An 18,216-nucleotide genomic window follows, 5' to 3' on the forward strand; every position below is an offset into this window, starting at 1 on the left:
CGTCATCCGGGATTCTCCCCATGCTTCGTGCCCTGCTGATCGTCCTTGCTACCCTCTTGGCCAGCAGCGCCATGGCCGACGATCTTTCGCTGGGTGACCCTGGCTGGACCCAGACCGGCAAAGCCTCCTACTACTCCTCTCGCCTGCACGGCCGACGCACCGCCAGCGGCGAGCCTTACGACGAAACCGACCTCACCGCAGCACATCCGCAGCTGCCCTTTGGCACCCTTGTTGAGGTGACCAATCTGTACAACAACCGCTCGGTTGTCCTGCGTATCAACGATCGCGGCCCCTTTGTCGGCCACCGTATCCTCGACGTCTCGCAGAGCACCGCCGAGCTGCTCGGCATGATCCGCGCCGGCAGCGCACGGGTGCGCATCGAGGTGCTGGACCCGGACCGGCAAAACGAATAAGCGGAACCTTTGGCCCTGGCGGCTATCCTCTATCAGGTAACGAGCAAAAACACTGACCAACATCGGCGCCCCGAGGCCCGCATGTCGGCTGGCGGCTGCTCACCCAAAAAACCGGTCAACCGACCGGTACACGCAGGACAAGGAGATCTGCATGACTGACGCCAAGCGTGGCTGGCAATCAACCGTACTGGTTCCCGTGTTTGCCCCTGCCGTGATTGTGACCCTGCTGCTGGTTATCGGCACCATCAGCAACCCCGAACTGGCCGGCTCGCTGTTTTCCAGCACCCTGGCCTACATCACCGAGACCTTTGGCTGGTTCTACATGCTGGCGGTCGCCAGCTTTCTGCTGTTTGTGGTACTGGTCGCCTGCAGCAGCTGGGGCAATATTCGCCTCGGGCCAGATCACGCCGAGCCGCAGTACAGCTTCCCGGCCTGGTTCGCCATGCTGTTTTCCGCCGGCTACGGCATCGCCCTGCTGTTCTTTGGCGTCGCCGAACCGGTCACCCACTTTGCCAGCCCGCCGGCGGGCGCCCCGGAGACGCTGGATGCAGCCAAGCAGGCGATGCAGATCGCCTTTTTCCATTGGGGCTTTCATATCTGGGCGATCTACGGCCTGGTCGGCCTGGTACTGGCCTACTTTGCCTTTCGGCATGGCCTCCCGCTGTCGATGCGTTCAGCGCTCTATCCGCTGATTGGTGAACGCATTCACGGCCCCATCGGGCACACCGTGGATGTGGTCGCCATTCTCGGCACCCTGTTCGGTATCGCCACCACCCTTGGCCTCTCGGTGGCACAGATCAACGCCGGGCTGAACTACCTCTGGCCCAGCATTCCGGTGACCAGCAATGTCCAGGTTATCGCCATTGCGGTGGTCACCGGCCTGGCCTTGTTTTCGGTCGTCGCCGGCCTCGACAAGGGCGTCAAGAACCTCTCCATCGTCAACATGGTGCTGGCGGTGTCGCTGATGCTGTTTGTGTTTCTGGTCGGCCCCTCGATCTTTATTCTCGAGGCCTTTTTGCAGAATACCGGCAGCTACCTGAACAACATTGTCGAGCGCACCTTCAACCTGCAGGCCTACACCCATAGTGACTGGATCGGCAACTGGACCCTGTTCATCTTCGGCTGGACCATCGCCTGGGCTCCGTTTGTCGGGCTGTTCATTGCCAAGATCAGCCGGGGCCGCACCATTCGCCAGTTCGTTTTTGGCGTCATGCTGGTACCCACCATGTTCACCTTCCTGTGGTTCTCGGTGTTTGGCGACACTGCCCTGCACCTGATCATGAACGAGGGTTATAGCGCGCTGATCAGCGAGGTTCAGGCAGACAAGGCGATCGCCCTGTTCAAACTGTTCGAGCACCTGCCGCTGACCTCGATCGTGTCGTTCATCACGGTAGTGCTGATCGTCACCTTCTTCGTGACCTCGTCCGACTCCGGGTCGCTGGTCATCGATTCACTGGCCTCCGGCGGGGTCATGCAGACCCCGGTCTGGCAGCGCGCCTTCTGGGCCATTCTGGAAGGTGTGGTTGCGGCGGTGTTGTTGCTGGCCGGTGGCCTGAGCGCCCTGCAAACCATGACCATCGTTACAGCCCTGCCGTTTGCCATCATCATGATCATTGCCATGCTCGGTATGTGGCGGGCGCTGGTGATCGAAGGGCACCGCGATGTCAGCCTGCTGCACCAGATGCAGGTCAGCCGCTACAGCGACAACAGCCTGACGACCAACTGGAAGAAACGCCTGGCCGGTATCGTCAACTTTCCTGACCGGGCAGCGGTGGAAGGCTTTATCAACAAGACCGCCATGCCCGCCATGCAGCGCCTAAGCGATGCGCTGGTTGACCAGGGCTGGCCAACCAAGGCAGAGCGCGACCCGGAAAATGGTCGGGTGTATCTGGAGATACACAAGCCGGATCAGCTCGACTTCATCTACGAGGTGCGCCTGCGCGAGTACCTGCGCCCGGATTTTGCCTACCCGGAAATGCGCCGCACCGACAACAACGAGCAGCAGCATTACTACCGCGCCGAGGTATTCCTGCGCCGCGGTGGCCAGACCTACGACGTCTATGGCTACGACGAGCAGGAAATCATCGGCGACATCCTCGACCACTTCGAGAAGTATCTGCACTTCCTGCACATCTCGCCGGGTGTACTGCCCTGGAACATGACCGAGCACGACGAAATGCTGCAATCACCCCCTGCCTGAACTGTTGACGCCAGGCACAAAAAAACCGACGCCCCAAGGACGTCGGTTTTTTTATACCCGCAGCCCTTTACTGCTGCAGGATCTGAATGATCGCCGGGTCCTGAAACACGCGGGTCAGCGCATCACTCATGACATCGGTCACCAGCTGCGTGTTGGTCTGCTCGTTCGGGGCATAACCAAAACGCTGCTGCAGTGAGGAGCTGTAACGCCCCTGGTAGTTCTTGTTCATGTTGCGCGCCTGCGCCACGAAGGTTGCGCTGATATCGGCCTGGGTCACGTATACCGAACTCTTCGGCGACTGATAGCTCAGGTCAGACAGGTTCAGCGTCAGGCTGTTGGCATTCGGCGTGCCCTGCGGCACGACATTAAAGCCCAACTGGCGCAGCGCGTTCTCTACCTGCTGACGTACCGCCGGCAGGGTGCTGTCACTGATGGTGATATTGCTGGAGTCAGGGTAGATGCCGCCACGGGTGCCCAGAATCTTGCTCTGGCGCGTGTCCTGCACCTGTACGGTCACCGGCTGCTGCTGGGCGACCGGATTGAGCGGCTTGTTGATCTGCGGTTGTACTGTCAGTTGCTGCGGGCTGTGTGCGCAACCCACCAGGGCCGCCGTCAGCGCTGCCAGCAACAGCATGCCTGAACGCTTGAGCATAAGTAGCTTACTCCTGCCATCTATCGGAAAATCGGTTTGTCACCGGGCTGCTGCCGGTTTGGACAGGCGCAGCATACTCCGGTTCCGAGGCCGCCGACAGGGGGATGCGCTGTCATCATCCTGCAATGCAGATAGGCCAAGCTGGCGCCCTGAATAACGACGGAGTCCGCCCCATGCTTAACGCACTGTTCAAGCGTCGCCGCTGCTATGCACAACTCAGCCCGCAGGGGCTGTGTCTTGCCCTGTGGGAGCTGAAGGAAGCTCCGCGCACCGGGCATTGGGTCGAGGTCAACGAGCTGGAGGCCCGTTGGATCGGCAAAGCACTGCCGAGCAGTGCTCGCGTGGCGCAGCCATCACGGCGCAACCACTGGCGCCTGCTGCCGGCCTGAGCCGGCGGCGAGGCACTGTCAACGCGCGCCGGCCGCTTCCAGCACGGCAACGTAGTCTTCGCCCTGCGCGTGTTCGCGCACGGTCTCGGCGAAGGTGCGACCTTCACCGTTCACGGCGTTCAGGTCAAAGCCTTCGGCCTTGAACATCACCAGAAAACGCTCGAAATCCTCGACGCGCAGCCCACGGTAGGCGCGGACCAGCAGGTGATAGTCGGCTGATTCTTCACTGCTATAAGGACGCGCGTTGAGAAACACCGCGACCTGCTCATCGGTCATCGGCTCGCCGATCACCTTTTCTTTGTCTTTACGCATGTTGCTTCCTCACTGGCTCAGGGTCGGCATTGTAACCATCCGCCGACGCGGCCACCAGTTCAGCGGCCACCGGACTGCGGCGCCGAATGCACATCGGCCCAGATCAGGCCATTGCCGTAAAAGCGTCCCTGGACATAATCGGCGCCGGGCGCATCAAGCTGCTGCCGGATAATCGGCAGAAAGCTCAGCGGATAGGTGATCACCAATGTATGGGCGCCATCCTCCAGCCGCGCCGCGCGACGACCACCTTCGCCCTCGACAAAGTGCAGTCGCGCACGCTCAACCGGGCTGCCCGGCAGCAGCGAGCGCCCTTCCAGCAGCAGCCAGATGCCGGCTTCCGCCTGGTTGGGACGCCCGCCGGGGCGCAGCTCGCTGCCAACGGTCAGACTGTAGCGCTGCACTTCAAACAGCACCTGCTCGGGCTTGTCCTGCCGTTGCCCGAAGGGATCAGCCGGCAGGTATTCGTCGTGCGGCAGGCTGACCTGCGCCGCCAGCAGCGGCGCCAACAGGCTCAAGCCCGCCCCCAGCAACCAGGCGCGCATCGTTTAGTGGCCCTTGAGGGCAAAGATACCGGCGGCGTTGCGCCAGTAGCCCTTGTAATCGAGCCCGTAACCGAAGATGTAGCGATCCTCGACATCCAGACCGGTAAAGTCGGCACGCATGCCGGGATAGGCCTTGCGATCATGCTGCTTGTCCAGCAGGACCGCGGTGTAGACGTGCTCGGCGCCGGCATCACGGCAATACTCGACGATCGCGGCCAGGGTGTGCCCCTCATCCAGGATGTCGTCGATGATCAGCACGCTGCGGCCCGCCAGCGAGTGCTCGGCGCGCGCCTTCCAGAACAGCTCGCCACCGGACAGCTTGTTGCGGTAGCGCGTGGCGTGCAGATAGCCCACTTCCATCGGGAAAGGCAGTTTGGGCAGCAACTTGCCACTGATGATCAGGCCGCCGTTCATCACGCTGTAGACAATCGGGTTGCTGTCACTCAGCCGCGTGTTGATGTCATCGGCCATGCGCTGCAGCGCTGCCTCGACGTCTGCCTCGGTAAAGAGACAATCCGCCTCCGCCATCACTTCTTTAATATGCTGCAGCTCTACCGCCATGACTGACCTCCGCTGGTGCCGGAAAAAAGGGGCGAAAAATACCCATGTCGCCGCGAAAGCACAAGTATAGGTAAGTTCTGCCCAGTTCCACACATGCTCTGACAGCATGTTGACCCGGCTCAGGCTGTGCCATAATTGCCGCGCCCTTCTTGCAACAGAGTAACTGTCCGATGAACGTCAAAGAAATCCGCCACCCCCTGATCCGACACAAGCTGGGGCTGATGCGCCGCAACGACATCAGCACCAAGAACTTTCGCGAACTGGCCCAGGAAGTTGCCGCCCTGCTGACCTACGAGGCGACGCAGGACATGGCGGTGGAAGCCCATACCATCAAAGGCTGGTGCGGCGACGTGCAAGTCGAGAAACTCAGCGGCAAGAAAGTTACCGTGGTGCCCATCCTGCGTGCGGGTCTGGGCATGCTTGATGGCGTCCTCAGTCTGGTACCGAGTGCCAAGGTCAGCGTCATTGGTCTGGCCCGCAACGAGGAAACCCTGGAAGCGGACACCTATCTGGAAAAGCTGGTCGGCGAACTGAACCAGCGTATGGCCCTGATCATCGACCCGATGCTCGCCACCGGCGGCTCCATGGTCGCCACCATCGACATGCTGAAAAAAGCGGGTGCCCGCGAGATTCGCGCGCTGGTGCTGGTGGCCGCGCCCGAGGGCATCAAACGCGTCAACGATGCCCACCCCGACGTGCAGATCTACACCGCCTCGGTTGACCAGCGCCTGAACGAACAAGGCTACATCATCCCGGGCCTGGGCGACGCCGGTGACAAGATTTTCGGCACCAAGCAGAAGGATATTGTCTGATGGAAGGCGTCCAGACCCACGGCTGGCGCACCGCGCTGGCCGGCTCACAGATGCTGTTTGTGGCCTTTGGCGCACTGGTGCTGATGCCGCTGATTACCGGCATGAACCCGAGCGTGGCGTTGTTCACCGCCGGTATTGGCACCCTCTTGTTCCAGTTCACTACCCGCCGTCAGATCCCGATCTTTCTGGCCTCAAGTTTCGCCTTTATCGCACCGATCATGTACAGCAACCAGACCTGGGGCCTGCCGGCCACGCTGGGCGGCCTGGTTGCCGCCGGGGTCATGTATATCCTGCTCAGCCTGATCATCCGCTGGCGTGGGCCGGGCTTTATCCAGCGCCTGCTGCCGCCGGTAGTGGTCGGCCCGGTGATCATGGTCATTGGCCTGGGCCTGGCCTCCACCGCCGTCAACATGGCGATGGGCAAGTCCGGCGACGGCAGCCAGCAACTGGTGGACTACAACACCGCGATTCTGATTGCTGCAGCGTCGCTGACCACCACTATTGTGGTCGCGGTCTTTGCCAAGGGGCTGTTCCGTCTGGTGCCGATTCTGGCCGGCGTCCTGGTGGGTTATGTGCTGTCCTGGCTGCTGGGTGTGGTCGACTTCAGTCAGGTGGCTGAATCCCCCTGGCTGGCAGTGCCGGCCTTTGTTGCGCCGGAGTTCCAGCTGGCAGCGATTCTGTTCATGATTCCGGTCGCCATTGCGCCGGCCATCGAACACATTGGCGACGTGCTGGCCATTGGGGGCGTCACCGGCAAGAACTACCTGGAAAAGCCCGGCCTGCAGAACACCCTGCTGGGTGACGGCATCGCCACCTCGGCGGCAGCCTTCCTGGGCGGCCCGCCCAACACCACTTACTCGGAAGTCACCGGCGCCGTCATGCTGACGCGCAACTTCAACCCCAATGTGATGATCTGGGCGGCCGTGTTTGCCATCGGCCTGGCCTTTGTCGACAAGTTCGGTGCAGTGCTGCTGGGTATGCCGGTACCGGTCATGGGTGGCATTCTTTGCCTGCTGTTCGGTTCAATCGCCGTGGTGGGTCTGAATACCCTGGTACGCAATCAGGTAGATCTGGCGCAGGCGCGCAATCTCTGCATCGTCTCGGTGACCCTGGTATTTGGCATCGGCGGCATGGTGATCGGCAATGACAGCTTCAGCCTGCAGGGCATCAGCCTGTGTGGCGTGGTCGCCATTGTCCTCAACCTGATCCTGCCCAAAGGCGAAGACGAGAACGTCTTGCCCCATCAGTAATGTCGGCTCAGCGCCGCCAGCAGCGCGCGTCTGCTGGCGTGCGCTGTCCAAGCTGGTTAAGCGTCAGTTCAGCACACACATCGCCGTCCATCAGTCCGCCGCTCACCGCCTGGGCACGCAGTACAAAGCGCTCCCGATCTCGCTCCGCGCTCACCCGATAGACCGCCGTGCCCTGCGCCGGACTCTGCAGCCACAACCCCTCGACCGTGCCCTCGTCATAGCGGCCAGTGCTGGCATAGTGGTGCTCCAGACGCTGGGCATTATCCAGTACCAAGCCACTGACCTCAGCCCGTTGCCCCTTGCGTACATGCTCCTGATAGCCGGGATAGGCAATGGCCGCCAGCAGGCCAACGATCGCAACCACCACCATCAGCTCCAGCAGGGTAAAGCCGCACGCGCGCTTCATCGCAATTGCCGCCAGTGAATCCGCGCAAATACGCAGCGCCCACCACCAGCCAGCAGCGCGCTGCCTTCACTGCCCTGCAGCAGGTAGTGCTCGCTCTCGCAGCCGGGAAGCGTCACTTCCGGGTCTGCCTCCGCGCGCAATACCTGCGGCAGACTGGGCAGGCCGATATCCAGCTCAATACCGATCACGCCGATATCTGCCTCGGTCACCTGCAGATCGGCATTGCCGTCCAGGCTCGCGAAGGGCGGCGCCAGGCCGGTATCCAACGCCAGCGATATCAGCCAGCCACTGCTCTGATGGCGACACAGATCTGCGGCACTGCGGCGCGGAATCAGCGTGCTGAACAGGACCCGGCTACCCACGACCGTAGCCGCCTCGACCACTCGTTCGGCGCTGACCGAATGCACCGGCAGCGGCACATACCAGCCCGCCTGCTGCTGCCAGTCCAGCGCGGCGCCCTGCACCTGCCGGGTGCTGGCGGTATCACCTGGTTGCAGCTGACGCTGCGTCAGATCCGCCACGCTCAAGGTGCGTCCCGAGGGCGCCAACCGCAGCGCATAGAATGCCTGTTGCTCTCGACTTTGCGCATCGCCATCGGCCAGCAGGCGACCACTGCCAAACAGCAGCAGTGGCGCCTTGGCTTGCGCGCCGAGATGCAGCACCGGAGCGGCCGTCAGCGGTTGACCGGGCGGCGCCACAAACAACGGACTGCTGCGGTTGATCACCTGCCAGTGCTGCGGGTCGTCTGCGCTCAGATCAAAGCCCCACAGCTGTCCATGCAGATCACCCGCATAGGCTGCCACGACGTTTGCGCCGGCGTCACGCTGCAGGGTCAATGCCGACAATCCGTTGCCCTCAGATGTGCCCGCCCTGGACGGCAGGTCCAGTTGTCTGAGCAGTTCGCCGCTTTCCGCATCCAGCACAAGCAGGCTGGCTACGCCCGTAGCACTGCCGTAGCCGTTGCCCGTAATCAGCAGCGCCCGCCCGGCCTTGTTAAACACCTGCGGGGCGGCGTACAGGTGGCCGAGCGCCTGCCAACCCGGCTGCCCTGCATCTACCTCCCACAACGCTCCCAAGGCATTGGCGGCGTCGCGCTGGTCATATAGCCGCACGGCAAACAGCCCCTTGCCGCCGGCGCCCAGGCCCGCCGCTGCCAAGGTACTCCAACCAGCTGACAGGCGAGCATCAGCCAGCGCTATCTGGCCATCAACTCCGGAGTAATGCCCGTAACCTGCGCCGTAGGCCGGAGCTGCCCAGTGCTGCAGATTGCCCTGCAAGGCAGCAGGCAGATAGGCGTACCGATGCAGGCCGCCCGCCTCGAATACGTGCAGCAAACCGTCATTGGCGCCCACCAGCAAGAGGTCACCCATGGCGCTGCGCTGCTGCAGATAGGTCTGGTAGGCCGCCTCCTGGCTGGTCTGCAAGGGCGCCCCGGCCATCAAAAGCCGAGGCGCGCTGCGCACGCTATCCCCCAACAGCCGGGCGCGTTCGCGCAGCCACGGTACCGGCACACCGCGGGCCCAGTCGAGCAACTGTTGCCCGGCATCGGCACCATGCAAGCCGAGCCCGGCGGCCATCGCCTGCAGCTGCTGTTGCTGGACGGCCGCCAGGGCGCCAAATCCGGCGCCGCGCAGGGTCACCGGGCCTGCTGGCTGCAGGGCATCGGCGTGGCGCCAGCTCTGGTATCGGCCGCGCAGCCCGCCGGGTACAAACTGGCTGTCGCTACGCCAGATCACGCCCTGCTCTGCTCCGCCGCTGTCCAGCGCCAGCAGCTCCAGCTCGCCGCTCCAGTCTCGGGCATGATAGTGCAAGCGGACACGCAAGCGGCCAGCGCTCAACGTCTGGCCATCAAGGGTTGCTGCCGATACGTAACCGCTGTGCGCTCCCACCTCCCCCACAAGCTGGCTCAGCGCAGCGGACAACCCGCTGGCGTCGGCGACGCTCAGGTAGCGCCCACCTCCGGCTTGCGCAGCGGCAAGCAAACGCGGGTCATCAACGGCAAATCCGAGGGTGTAGCTACGCAGGTTTTGCGGCGGATAGGCCGGATCGTCCCAACTTTGGCCCGCTGCGTCGGCGCCGCCCTGGCGCAGATCGAGCGCGCGGGCGAAGGCCGCCATATCGTCCAGATAAAAGGTACTGCCCGGGTCCTGCAGGCTGGCGCCGGTCGCATCATCAGCGGTGTCGCCATCCCAGTCTGGCAGGTGCCAGTTGCCCGGCAGGTGGGGGTTCCGGCCAGCCGGCTCCTGCTGGGCCGAGACCGGAAAGGTGCTGTCATGGGTTGGCAGCCCGTCAGTCAGCACAACCGCAGCGCTGGCCTGACAACGCCACTGCAGCGGGCTCTGGTAGCGCGGTATGGCGGGGTCGTAGAAGGAAGTCATGCCGCGCAGGTAGCGGCTGATCTCATAGTGGGTTTCCGCTAGCGGTGTCCAGGTATACAGGTCCGGATTACTGCCCGCTGCGGGGTTCAGGCTGGTAATGGCCTGCTCCAGCCGCTGCAGATGCTGCCGCCCGGCGGTGTCATCGCCAATCCCGTCGACGGGCACCAGCAAGCGCCCGCCGGCCGTGTCACGCTGCGCGCCCGTCCCCGACGCCGGGTTAAAAGCAAACAGGCCAAAACGCAGGTCGCGATGCTGGCGCAGCAGCTGGCTGGCAGCCTCCTGCATCACCGCCAGACGGGTACGCCCGCCTGTACTGTTCAGCACCATGCTCGAGGAGTTATCCAGCAGCAGGACCACGTTAGCGGGGGCGGCGCTACGCGTGCTCACCGGACCGCTGATCGGCTGAAACGCCAGTGCTGCAGTCGGCACTGCACTCAGCAGCAAGGTTGCCAGCTTACTGATAGGCCAGTGCATACATAGCCTCCAATTCGGTGCGACGACGCCCGGTTTCTGTGCGCACCACAAGCCGGTAAACCTGTGACTGCCCACTGTGCTGCAACTGTGCAGGTATCGCACTGGTGCCCAGCCAGTCGACTCTGTAAACAACCGCCACACCGGCTGCGGCAGAGGCAAGGCTTTGCCAGCCAGCGTCCGCCAGGTTGCAATCAGCACCGCTGCAGGCCTGCCCGGGCAGGGCCAGCTGCTGTGCCCGGATCTGTGCCTCCAGAGTACGCAGTGCACTTTCGGCAGCTTGAAAACCGAGTTGACGCTGCACCAGATTGGCAACCTGACGTTGCTGATGGGTGGCGCCGCGCACAGCAGCGTGTGCCCCCACCACCATCAGCAGCAGAAATACCAGGCTGATCAGCAAGGCAGCCCCTTGCTGCCGCCGGAACGAACACCTCCTGCTCATATCACTCCCTTATTGATCTGGTCGATTGCGCAGGCGCGTCACCTGCGTAAAACGCTGGGTGAGCAGACGTCCCGCCTGCGGACTGCCCGGGTTATCACTGAGCGCCAGACTCACCCGCACACTGCGCAAACGGGGCTGCTCCCCGGGCGTGAGCGTGGACTGGTAGCGGCCACCGGCATCTGGCATATCTGCGTTGGCGGCCAGGGCAAACTGCACGCGAAAATCCACCACCTGCTCGATCAGCGTTTCAAAGTTGCCGCTACCATTGAGGCGCACCTGCACCCGGTCGCCCTGCTGACGGTATTCGAGCTGACGAAGCGCCAGCAGCCAGTCACCAGGCTGCACTTGCAGCTCATCTTCGGCGATGGTCACACGGTCCCGGCAATTGCCTGCCACCAGCCAGCGCGCGCCAAAGGTGCCGGGACGATAGCCGGTGGGGGCATTGGTCTGGACTCGGACCGGTAAGGCGGTAACGATCTGCAGCACACCGCCCTGGTAACTGACCGGTTGGGCCAGTGGTGCTGGCAACGCGATACCCGGGCTAAGCTGCAGGTTGAGACACCCCTCACTGCCCGCCGCGCGCAGGTCCGCCGCCAACCGCCCCATCAGGTAGCGCGCATCCTCCTGCAACTGGTTGCCGTGACGCAGCAGCACCAGGCTGTCGCGACTACCCAGCAAGGTCTGCATCAGGGCCATGGTCAACAGCAGTCCCAGCGCCATGGAAACCAGCAGCTCGACCAGGCCAAAGCCGCTCGGCCGGCCGTTCACGGCTGCGCTCCGATCCGCACATCAAGCTGCAGGCGGGCCGTTCCCTGCTCGCTGATCCGCGCCTGTGACCAGCGCACCAGCACCCGCGCCACGCCCTGGTCGACCGTCACCCGCGCTTCGCCTTCGGGCAGTTGGCAGGTCACGGCGCTGGCAAAATCAGCGCGATCCTGTTGCAGCACAGGCAGGTTTTCCACGGCCTGTTCGGGGCACTCTCCGCTGACTGTCATGGCATACAGCGGCAAGGCACCACGGTTGGCACGCATGCGCTCAAGCAAGTCATTGGTCATCAGCAACGCCTGGGCACGGTGGGCGCTATCGGCGCTGAAGCGCAGGGCATTGAGCTGCAAGCCGATGGCGCCGAACACCCCAAGGGTGGTCAGCAACAGCGCCACCAGCACTTCGAGCAATGAAAATCCGCGCTGGGCCGGCGGGCCGCAGACAGACGAGTGATTGGCCGGCATGGGGCAGGTCCTTGTGCCAATGGACCTGCGCAGCAATGCCTGCAGGCCCTGATTCCGTGGCGGATCAACCGGACTGCAGCTAGCCGGCGAACGTCATCCGATGACGTCGTTCACCGTAAAAGGAGGCATCCGCGCAACCATCACCCTTTTGGGTGAGGGCGGCGACGGAGGTGTGAGGGAGTTAGCAGATGCCGACCTGACGAAGCATCTGGCCGTCGGCAAAACCCAACAGGTTTTCGCGCAGTTGCTCGACAATACGCTGGCGCGCCTCGCGGCTGCCCCAGGCGCTGTGCGGGGTGATGACCAGATTCGGTAAATCAGCATCAAGCAGCGGATTGCCATCGACCGGCGGCTCGACCGTCAGCACATCACAGGCCGCACCGCCCAGGTGCCCGAAGCGCAGCGCCGCCGCCAGCGCAGCCTCATTGACCAGCCCACCGCGACCGGCATTGATCACCAGGCTGCCCGGCTTCATCAGCGCCAGCTCGGGCGCGCCGATCAGATCCCGGGTTGCCTCGGTCAACGGGCAGTGCAGGCTGAGTACATCAATCGCTGGCAGAAAGTGCTCGAGTGCCGGGCGCCCTTCACGCTCACGTCCGGGCAACGCGCCCACCAGTACGCGCATGCCAAAGGCCTCGGCCAGCCGCGCGACCGCTTGCCCCAGCTCGCCGTAGCCAAGAATACCCAGGGTCCGGCCAGACAGCTCGCCGATGGGATAATCCAGCAGGCAGAACTGCTCGCTACGTTGCCAGGCGCCGCCGCGCACGGCCTCACGGTAGGACTCGAACCGGGTAATCAGCACCAGCATCAGCATTAGCGTGTGCTGCGCCACCGCCGGGGTACCGTAGGCCTGGCAATTGCACACCACGATGCCCTGCTCACGCGCCGCCTCTAGGTCGACATTATTGGTGCCGGTTGCGGCAATCAGGATCAGCTTCAGCTGCGGATTTGCCTGCATCAGCGCGCGGTCAATCACCACCTTGTTGGTAATCACCACCTGCTGCCCCTGCAGCCGCTCGCTGACCTCACTGGCAGCCGTGCGCGGATAACTGGTGAAGACACTCGCGGTGCCTTCCAGCCCACTCAGATCCAGATCGCCCTGGTCGAGGCTGGCACGATCGAGAAAAACGGTGGAGAGACCTTCTTGCATGCTGGCTGTACCTATGTTGCAGGGAGACGGCGCAGTATAATCTTGCGCCCACAGGAGGACCTGCAATGTATTGGAATGAATTTGCGCTGGTGGCACTGGTCCACCTGCTCGCGGTGATCAGCCCCGGACCGGATTTTGCCGTGGTCATTCGCAACAGCGTCAGCGCCGGGCACCGCGCCGGCCTGTACACCGCGGTCGGTGTTGGCTGCGCCATTTTCCTGCACGTGACCTACTCGCTGCTGGGCATTGGCCTGATTGTGTCGCAGTCGGTCTGGCTGTTCAATCTGCTGAAGCTGGTCGCCGGCGCCTATCTGCTCTATATCGGTTTTCGCGCCTTGCGCGCGCAGCCGGCCTCGGCGGACCAGCAGGTTAGCAACCAGCACAGCATGAGTGCCGCGCAGGCGTTTCGTCAGGGCTTTATCACCAATGGCCTTAACCCCAAGGCGACACTGTTCTTCCTGTCGCTGTTCACCGTGGTCATCAGCCACGACACTCCGCTACTGGTACAAGCCGGCTATGGCGTTTATACGGCGGTAGCGACCGGCGCATGGTTTTGCCTGGTGGCCCTGCTGTTCAGCCGCGATGCGGTGCGTCGCGGCTTTCATCGCATGGGGCACTGGTTCGATCGGATGATGGGCGGCGTGCTGATCGCCCTGGGCCTGCATCTGGCCCTGTCGCAGTGGATCAAGCGCGGTTGATGGCAATGCGGCAGGCTCACGCCTGCCGCGGGGTCTCCCGGCACCAGTCAGCGAGCACCTGAACCCATTGCGGGTCGTCATTCAGGCAGGGGATCAGCACCAGCTCCTCTCCGCCGGCAGCGACAAACTGCTCGCGCGCGCGATCGCCAATTTCCTCCAGCGTCTCGATGCAATCAGCCACAAAAGCCGGGCAGGCAACGAGCAGCCGCTTGACGCCCTGCGCAGCCAGCTCGTCGATCCGCGTCTCGGTATAGGGCTCAATCCACTTGTCACGACCCAGGCGGGACTGAAAAGCCATTGACCATTGCTCTGGCGCCAGCTCCAGGCGGGCCGCCAGTTCGCGGCTGACGTGGCTGCAGTGCGCACGATAACAAGTGGCGTGAGCAGCGGAAGCACGTTCGCAGCAGTCGCCGGACGCCAGGCAGTGAGTACCGGTCGGATCGGCCTTGCGCAGGTGACGCTCGGGCAAGCCGTGGTAGCTCAGCAGCAGGTGATCAAAGCCCTGCGCCAGATAGGGCCGCATGCTGTCGGCCAAGGCGGCCAGATAGTCGGGGCGATCATAAAACGCCGGCAGCACGTTCAGGCGGATATCCAGACCATGCTGCTTGATCACCCGCTGCGCCTCCTGCACCGAGGTGGTAATGGTGCTGTCGGCGTGCTGCGGATACTGCGGCATGAACAGCACCTCGCGCACACCCGGCCGCGCCGCCAGTGCCAGCAGCCCCCGCTCGATGGAGGGCTCGCCATAACGCATCGCCAGTTCGACCGGCATATCCAGCTGTTGCTGCAACGCCTGCTGCACCCGGCGACTGATCACCACCAAGGGCGAGCCGTCCTCCCACCAGATTGAGGCATAGGCATGCGCCGAGGCCTTGGGACGCGTGAGCAATATCAGGCTGACCAGCAACCGGCGCGCAGGCCAGGGCAGGTCTACCACGTAGGGGTCCATCAGAAACTGATTCAGATAGCGCCGCACATCGGCCACCTGGGTACTCTTTGGCGAGCCCAGATTGACCAGCAAAACCCCGCGTTCAGACATTCACTCACTCCAACGGATCAACAACCATCATTTTTGCGTTTGCAGCACTTGAGCCAGTGCGGTCTCAAGATGCGGGTAACGAAACACAAAGCCTTCCTGCTCCGCCTTGGCCGGCAACGCGCGCTGCCCGGTCAGCAGCAACCGCGACATCTCGCCCAGCGCCAGCTTCAGCACAGGTGCCGGGGCCGGCAACACCGCCGGCCGGCCAAGCGCCCTGCCCAACGCACGGCTGAACTCCCGGTTGGTTACCGGCGTCGGCGCGGTGCCGTTATACACCCCGCGACAGTCAGGACGCTCAATCAGCCATTGCAACAGCGCCTCGACATCACTGTGATGCACCCAAGGCATGTACTGCCGCCCAGACCCTAGCGGGCCGCCCAGCCCCAGGCTGAAAGGCAGACGCATGCGCTGCAAAAAGCCGCCATCGGGCGCCAGCACCAAACCAATACGCAACACACAGACCCGCATGCCGTAAGATGCCGCGCGGCGCGCCGCCGCCTCCCAGGCATCGCACAGGGTGTGGGTGTATTCTACCTTCGCCGGGCTGGTCTCGGTCAGCGGCGTATCGCCACCGTCACCGTACCAACCCACCGCCGACGCCGTAACCAGTACCTCGGGGCGCTGTGCACGCTGGCCAAGCCACTGCACCAGTTGCTCAGTCAGGGTCACCCGGCTCTGCCACAGCAGTGCCTTGCGCTCAGTACTCCAGCGCCGGTCCGCCACGGGAGCACCAGCCAGATTGATCACCGCGTCCAACGGGCTGTCATCCAGCTGCTCCAGGCTGGCGACGCCGCGCACCTGTGCACCGCACAGGCTGGCAACGTCACCCGGACGGCGGCTCCACACCGCCACCTGGTGCCCTGCTGCTACCAATTGGCGACACAGTTGCCGCCCGATCAGACCGGTACCGCCGGTCAGTAATACATTCATAAGGACTCCCTGTCGTCAGCACTGCGAGCCGCCACACTAGGGCCTGACAGCCCATGGGGCAAGCGCGGGCACGCCAAACTGCCAAATGGACAACATGCGAGACAACGGCGACACCTACGACGCGCAAATTTTTATACAAACAGCATGCCCATGTATAGCTTTTCCTGTTCCGCCGGGGTAAAACGGCCCCATACAGCGACCTGAACAGGACCAGATCACATTATGAGCGTAGCCGTAATCGGCGCCGGCATCGCCGGCATCAGTGCCGCCCGTCACCTGCACGAAGCCGGCGTTAGTGTCCACATCTTCGACAAGAGCCGGGGTACCGGTGGCCGAATGAGCAGCAAGCGCACAGAACAGGGTGAGTTTGATATCGGCACCCAGTACTTTACCGCTCGCCACAGCGCCTTCCGCGCAGCCGTCGAGTACTGGCAGGAACAGGGCTGGATTACCCGCTGGCAGCCGCGCCTGTATCGCATCGATGAACAGGGCCTGCAGCGCTCCGACGATGACCAGCCACGTTATGTCGGCACACCTCGCATGACCGCACTGAGTCGCGGCCTGCTTGGCGACATGCCGCTGCACAGCGCCACCCGCATTGCCGCACTGCAGCGGGTCGAGAGCGGCTGGCTGCTGGTTGATACCGAGGCGCAAACCTATGGTCCCTACCAGCAGGTTATCGTTGCCACCCCCGCCCCTCAGGCAGTGCCCTTGCTGGAGGCCGCCCCGGCGCTGGCCAATGCCGCCAAGCAGGCGCAAATGGAGCCGGGCTGGGCCGTCTCAGTCGGCTTTGAGACGCCACTGGCCGTCGAGCTGGACGCCGCCTTTGTACGCTGCGGCCCGCTCGACTGGGTTTGTGCCAACCACAGCAAACCCGGACGCAGTGAGGCGGCAAACTGGGTACTGCAATCCACCCCCGCGTGGGCGAGCGATCATCTGGACACCCCAGCGCATGAGGTTGCGCAGCAGTTGGTCGACGCCCTGGCACAGGCGCTCGGCATCGCGCTGCCGGCCATCCGTTTTCTGCACGCCCACCGCTGGCTCTATGCCCGGCCTGCGGACGACTGCGAATGGGGCGCACTGGCGGCCCCCGACCTAAACCTGTACGCCTGCGGTGACTGGTGCCAGTCCGGCCGCCTTGAAGGCGCCTGGCTGAGCGGTCGCGAGGCCGCCCAGGTACTGCTCGGCAAACGCTGAGCAGTCAGGTTTGCAGCGCCAAATCAGTACAACTGGTTACAGCTGACAGACGAAAGGTGAAAAAACTTATACAAAAATAGCCAAATCAGTCTTATCCTTGTACAAAAGCTATTCAAGCTGTACAGGAGACACGCCATGCGATCTGCCAATTCTGCACGCATCCCCGTCGGCATCAGCCAATGCCTGATGGGTGACCCGGTACGTTTCAACGCTGGCCACAAGCACTCGCGCCTGTGCACCGACCACCTGGGCACCCTGTTTGAGTTGCGGCCCTTCTGCCCCGAAGTCGCCATTGGCCTGGGCACCCCGCGCAAGCCTATCCGGCTGGCCGGCGACCCGGCAGCGCCTCGCGCGGTCGGCACCGTGGATCACACCCTCGACGTGACCGACGCCCTGCAGCAATACGCCGACGATGTCTCCGTACTCTGCGAAGAGTTGTGCGGCTTTATCTTTATGCAAAAGTCACCCAGCTGCGGCATGGAGCGAGTCAAGGTTTACGAGCCCAATGGGCATCCCGCACCGGCCACCGGCCGGGGCATCTTCGCCGCTCGGCTGATGCAGGCCAATCCGCTGCTGCCGGTTGAGGAAGAGGGACGCCTGAACGATCCGGTGCTGCGCGAAAACTTCGTCAACCGTGTCATCGTTTACTCGGATTGGCAGCAACTGCTGCGCGACGGGCTCAGCGCCAGCCGCCTGCTCGCCTTTCACGCGCGCCACAAATACCTGCTGATGGCACATCAGTCACCCAGCTACCGTCAGATCGGGCAGATGCTGGCCAACCCGGGGCGCGGCGCCGCCTTGCGTGACACCGCCAACGCCTACTTTGCTGAACTGATGGCCGCACTGCGGCGTCCCGCCAGTCGAAGCGGACACAGCAACGTGCTACAGCACGTCGCCGGGCACTTCAAGAAAGTACTCAACCCGCCGGAAAAAGAAGAGCTGCAGCAGCTGATCAACCACTACCGCAGCGGGATCGTGCCGCTGGTCGTGCCGGTTACTCTGTTGCGCCACCATCTGCTGCGCCATCCCGATCCCTATCTGCTGCAACAGGCTTACCTGCAGCCGCATCCGCCTGAACTCAGCCTGCGCAACGCGATATAACGATGAATACCCTGACCCGTCACTACAGCCGTCACACCGGAGAC

20 protein-coding genes are annotated in these 18,216 nt (G+C 63.3%); 8 read left to right on the top strand and 12 right to left on the bottom strand.

What is annotated here, in order from left to right; translation table 11 throughout:
• The first annotated feature begins 20 nt into the window (after window positions 1-20).
• Both CNQ84_RS01965 and CNQ84_RS01970 read left to right on the top strand, forming a co-directional pair.
• Window positions 21-413 (top strand): septal ring lytic transglycosylase RlpA family protein, encoded by a 393-nt coding sequence (locus CNQ84_RS01965; RefSeq protein WP_096003231.1) that lies wholly within the window; start codon window positions 21-23, stop codon window positions 411-413.
• A 151-nt stretch (window positions 414-564) separates the two neighbouring features.
• Window positions 565-2,613 carry a BCCT family transporter gene (locus tag CNQ84_RS01970; RefSeq protein WP_096003232.1) on the top strand — a complete coding sequence of 683 codons (2,049 nt, stop codon included), beginning with the start codon at window positions 565-567 and terminating at the stop codon, window positions 2,611-2,613.
• Between the two features lie 67 nt (window positions 2,614-2,680).
• On the opposite strand, the gene CNQ84_RS01975 is transcribed toward CNQ84_RS01970, so the two are convergent.
• A complete protein-coding gene (locus CNQ84_RS01975; protein WP_096003233.1) occupies window positions 2,681-3,265 on the bottom strand; it encodes a YajG family lipoprotein in 585 nt (194 codons plus the stop codon).
• A gap of 173 nt (window positions 3,266-3,438) precedes the next feature.
• On the opposite strand from CNQ84_RS01975, the gene CNQ84_RS01980 reads away from it, so the two are divergent.
• Window positions 3,439-3,654 carry a hypothetical protein gene (locus tag CNQ84_RS01980; protein WP_096003234.1) on the top strand — a complete coding sequence of 72 codons (216 nt, stop codon included), beginning with the start codon at window positions 3,439-3,441 and terminating at the stop codon, window positions 3,652-3,654.
• An 18-nt stretch (window positions 3,655-3,672) separates the two neighbouring features.
• Here the strand turns inward: CNQ84_RS01980 and CNQ84_RS01985 are convergent, their stop codons facing one another.
• The 3 genes from CNQ84_RS01985 to CNQ84_RS01995 are packed head-to-tail and all read right to left on the bottom strand — an operon-like array spanning window position 3,673 to window position 5,069.
• Window positions 3,673-3,966: a PA4642 family protein gene (locus CNQ84_RS01985; RefSeq protein ID WP_096003235.1), complete on the bottom strand. Its 294-nt coding sequence runs from the start codon at window positions 3,964-3,966 to the stop codon at window positions 3,673-3,675.
• Between the two features lie 59 nt (window positions 3,967-4,025).
• Window positions 4,026-4,508, bottom strand: coding sequence for a hypothetical protein (locus CNQ84_RS01990; protein WP_065336044.1), 483 nt, complete (start codon window positions 4,506-4,508; stop codon window positions 4,026-4,028).
• 3 nt (window positions 4,509-4,511) lie between these two features.
• On the bottom strand, window positions 4,512-5,069 hold the full coding sequence (locus CNQ84_RS01995) for a hypoxanthine-guanine phosphoribosyltransferase (protein ID WP_096003236.1): 558 nt from the start codon (window positions 5,067-5,069) through the stop codon (window positions 4,512-4,514).
• 170 nt (window positions 5,070-5,239) lie between these two features.
• On the opposite strand from CNQ84_RS01995, the gene upp reads away from it, so the two are divergent.
• Window positions 5,240-5,881 (top strand): uracil phosphoribosyltransferase, encoded by a 642-nt coding sequence (gene upp, locus CNQ84_RS02000; RefSeq protein ID WP_083726135.1) that lies wholly within the window; start codon window positions 5,240-5,242, stop codon window positions 5,879-5,881.
• Entirely contained in the window at window positions 5,881-7,131 is a 1,251-nt protein-coding gene (locus CNQ84_RS02005) for a uracil-xanthine permease family protein (RefSeq protein ID WP_096003237.1), read from the top strand. Before upp ends, CNQ84_RS02005 begins: the two co-directional genes overlap by 1 nt.
• Window positions 7,132-7,138: 7 nt before the next feature.
• On the opposite strand, the gene CNQ84_RS02010 is transcribed toward CNQ84_RS02005, so the two are convergent.
• From CNQ84_RS02010 to CNQ84_RS02035, 6 genes are all read right to left on the bottom strand, one after another.
• Window positions 7,139-7,537 carry a type IV pilin protein gene (locus CNQ84_RS02010; protein WP_096003238.1) on the bottom strand — a complete coding sequence of 133 codons (399 nt, stop codon included), beginning with the start codon at window positions 7,535-7,537 and terminating at the stop codon, window positions 7,139-7,141.
• Window positions 7,534-10,389, bottom strand: a complete 2,856-nt coding sequence (locus CNQ84_RS02015) for a pilus assembly protein (RefSeq protein ID WP_096003239.1) — start codon at window positions 10,387-10,389, stop codon at window positions 7,534-7,536. The genes CNQ84_RS02010 and CNQ84_RS02015 overlap by 4 nt, the downstream gene beginning before the upstream one ends.
• Window positions 10,370-10,828: a pilus assembly PilX family protein gene (locus CNQ84_RS02020; protein WP_096003240.1), complete on the bottom strand. Its 459-nt coding sequence runs from the start codon at window positions 10,826-10,828 to the stop codon at window positions 10,370-10,372. The genes CNQ84_RS02015 and CNQ84_RS02020 overlap by 20 nt, the downstream gene beginning before the upstream one ends.
• Window positions 10,829-10,837: 9 nt before the next feature.
• The gene (locus tag CNQ84_RS02025) at window positions 10,838-11,596 is read right to left on the bottom strand and encodes a PilW family protein (protein WP_096003241.1); all 759 of its coding nucleotides are present in this window, start codon (window positions 11,594-11,596) and stop codon (window positions 10,838-10,840) included.
• Entirely contained in the window at window positions 11,593-12,057 is a 465-nt protein-coding gene (pilV, locus tag CNQ84_RS02030; RefSeq protein ID WP_096003242.1) for a type IV pilus modification protein PilV, read from the bottom strand. Before pilV ends, CNQ84_RS02025 begins: the two co-directional genes overlap by 4 nt.
• A 181-nt stretch (window positions 12,058-12,238) precedes the next feature.
• Complete coding sequence (locus CNQ84_RS02035; RefSeq protein ID WP_096003243.1) at window positions 12,239-13,207, bottom strand: 2-hydroxyacid dehydrogenase; 969 nt, start codon at window positions 13,205-13,207, stop codon at window positions 12,239-12,241.
• Window positions 13,208-13,272: 65 nt separating this feature from the next.
• On the opposite strand from CNQ84_RS02035, the gene CNQ84_RS02040 reads away from it, so the two are divergent.
• The gene (locus CNQ84_RS02040; protein WP_096003244.1) at window positions 13,273-13,905 is read left to right on the top strand and encodes a LysE family translocator; all 633 of its coding nucleotides are present in this window, start codon (window positions 13,273-13,275) and stop codon (window positions 13,903-13,905) included.
• A gap of 16 nt (window positions 13,906-13,921) precedes the next feature.
• Here CNQ84_RS02040 and hemH read toward each other — a convergent pair whose 3' ends face one another.
• Window positions 13,922-14,944, bottom strand: coding sequence for a ferrochelatase (gene hemH, locus CNQ84_RS02045; protein ID WP_096003245.1), 1,023 nt, complete (start codon window positions 14,942-14,944; stop codon window positions 13,922-13,924).
• 27 nt (window positions 14,945-14,971) lie between these two features.
• Window positions 14,972-15,874: a TIGR01777 family oxidoreductase gene (locus CNQ84_RS02050; RefSeq protein ID WP_096003246.1), complete on the bottom strand. Its 903-nt coding sequence runs from the start codon at window positions 15,872-15,874 to the stop codon at window positions 14,972-14,974.
• A gap of 222 nt (window positions 15,875-16,096) precedes the next feature.
• On the opposite strand from CNQ84_RS02050, the gene CNQ84_RS02055 reads away from it, so the two are divergent.
• Complete coding sequence (locus tag CNQ84_RS02055) at window positions 16,097-17,071, top strand: NAD(P)/FAD-dependent oxidoreductase (RefSeq protein ID WP_096003247.1); 975 nt, start codon at window positions 16,097-16,099, stop codon at window positions 17,069-17,071.
• A 135-nt stretch (window positions 17,072-17,206) separates the two neighbouring features.
• Window positions 17,207-18,172: a YbgA family protein gene (locus CNQ84_RS02060; protein WP_096003248.1), complete on the top strand. Its 966-nt coding sequence runs from the start codon at window positions 17,207-17,209 to the stop codon at window positions 18,170-18,172.
• Window positions 18,173-18,216: the final 44 nt, after the last annotated feature.

It is taken from the genome of Pseudomonas abyssi, from assembly GCF_002307495.1.
GTDB classification, from domain to species: domain Bacteria; phylum Pseudomonadota; class Gammaproteobacteria; order Pseudomonadales; family Pseudomonadaceae; genus Halopseudomonas; species Halopseudomonas abyssi.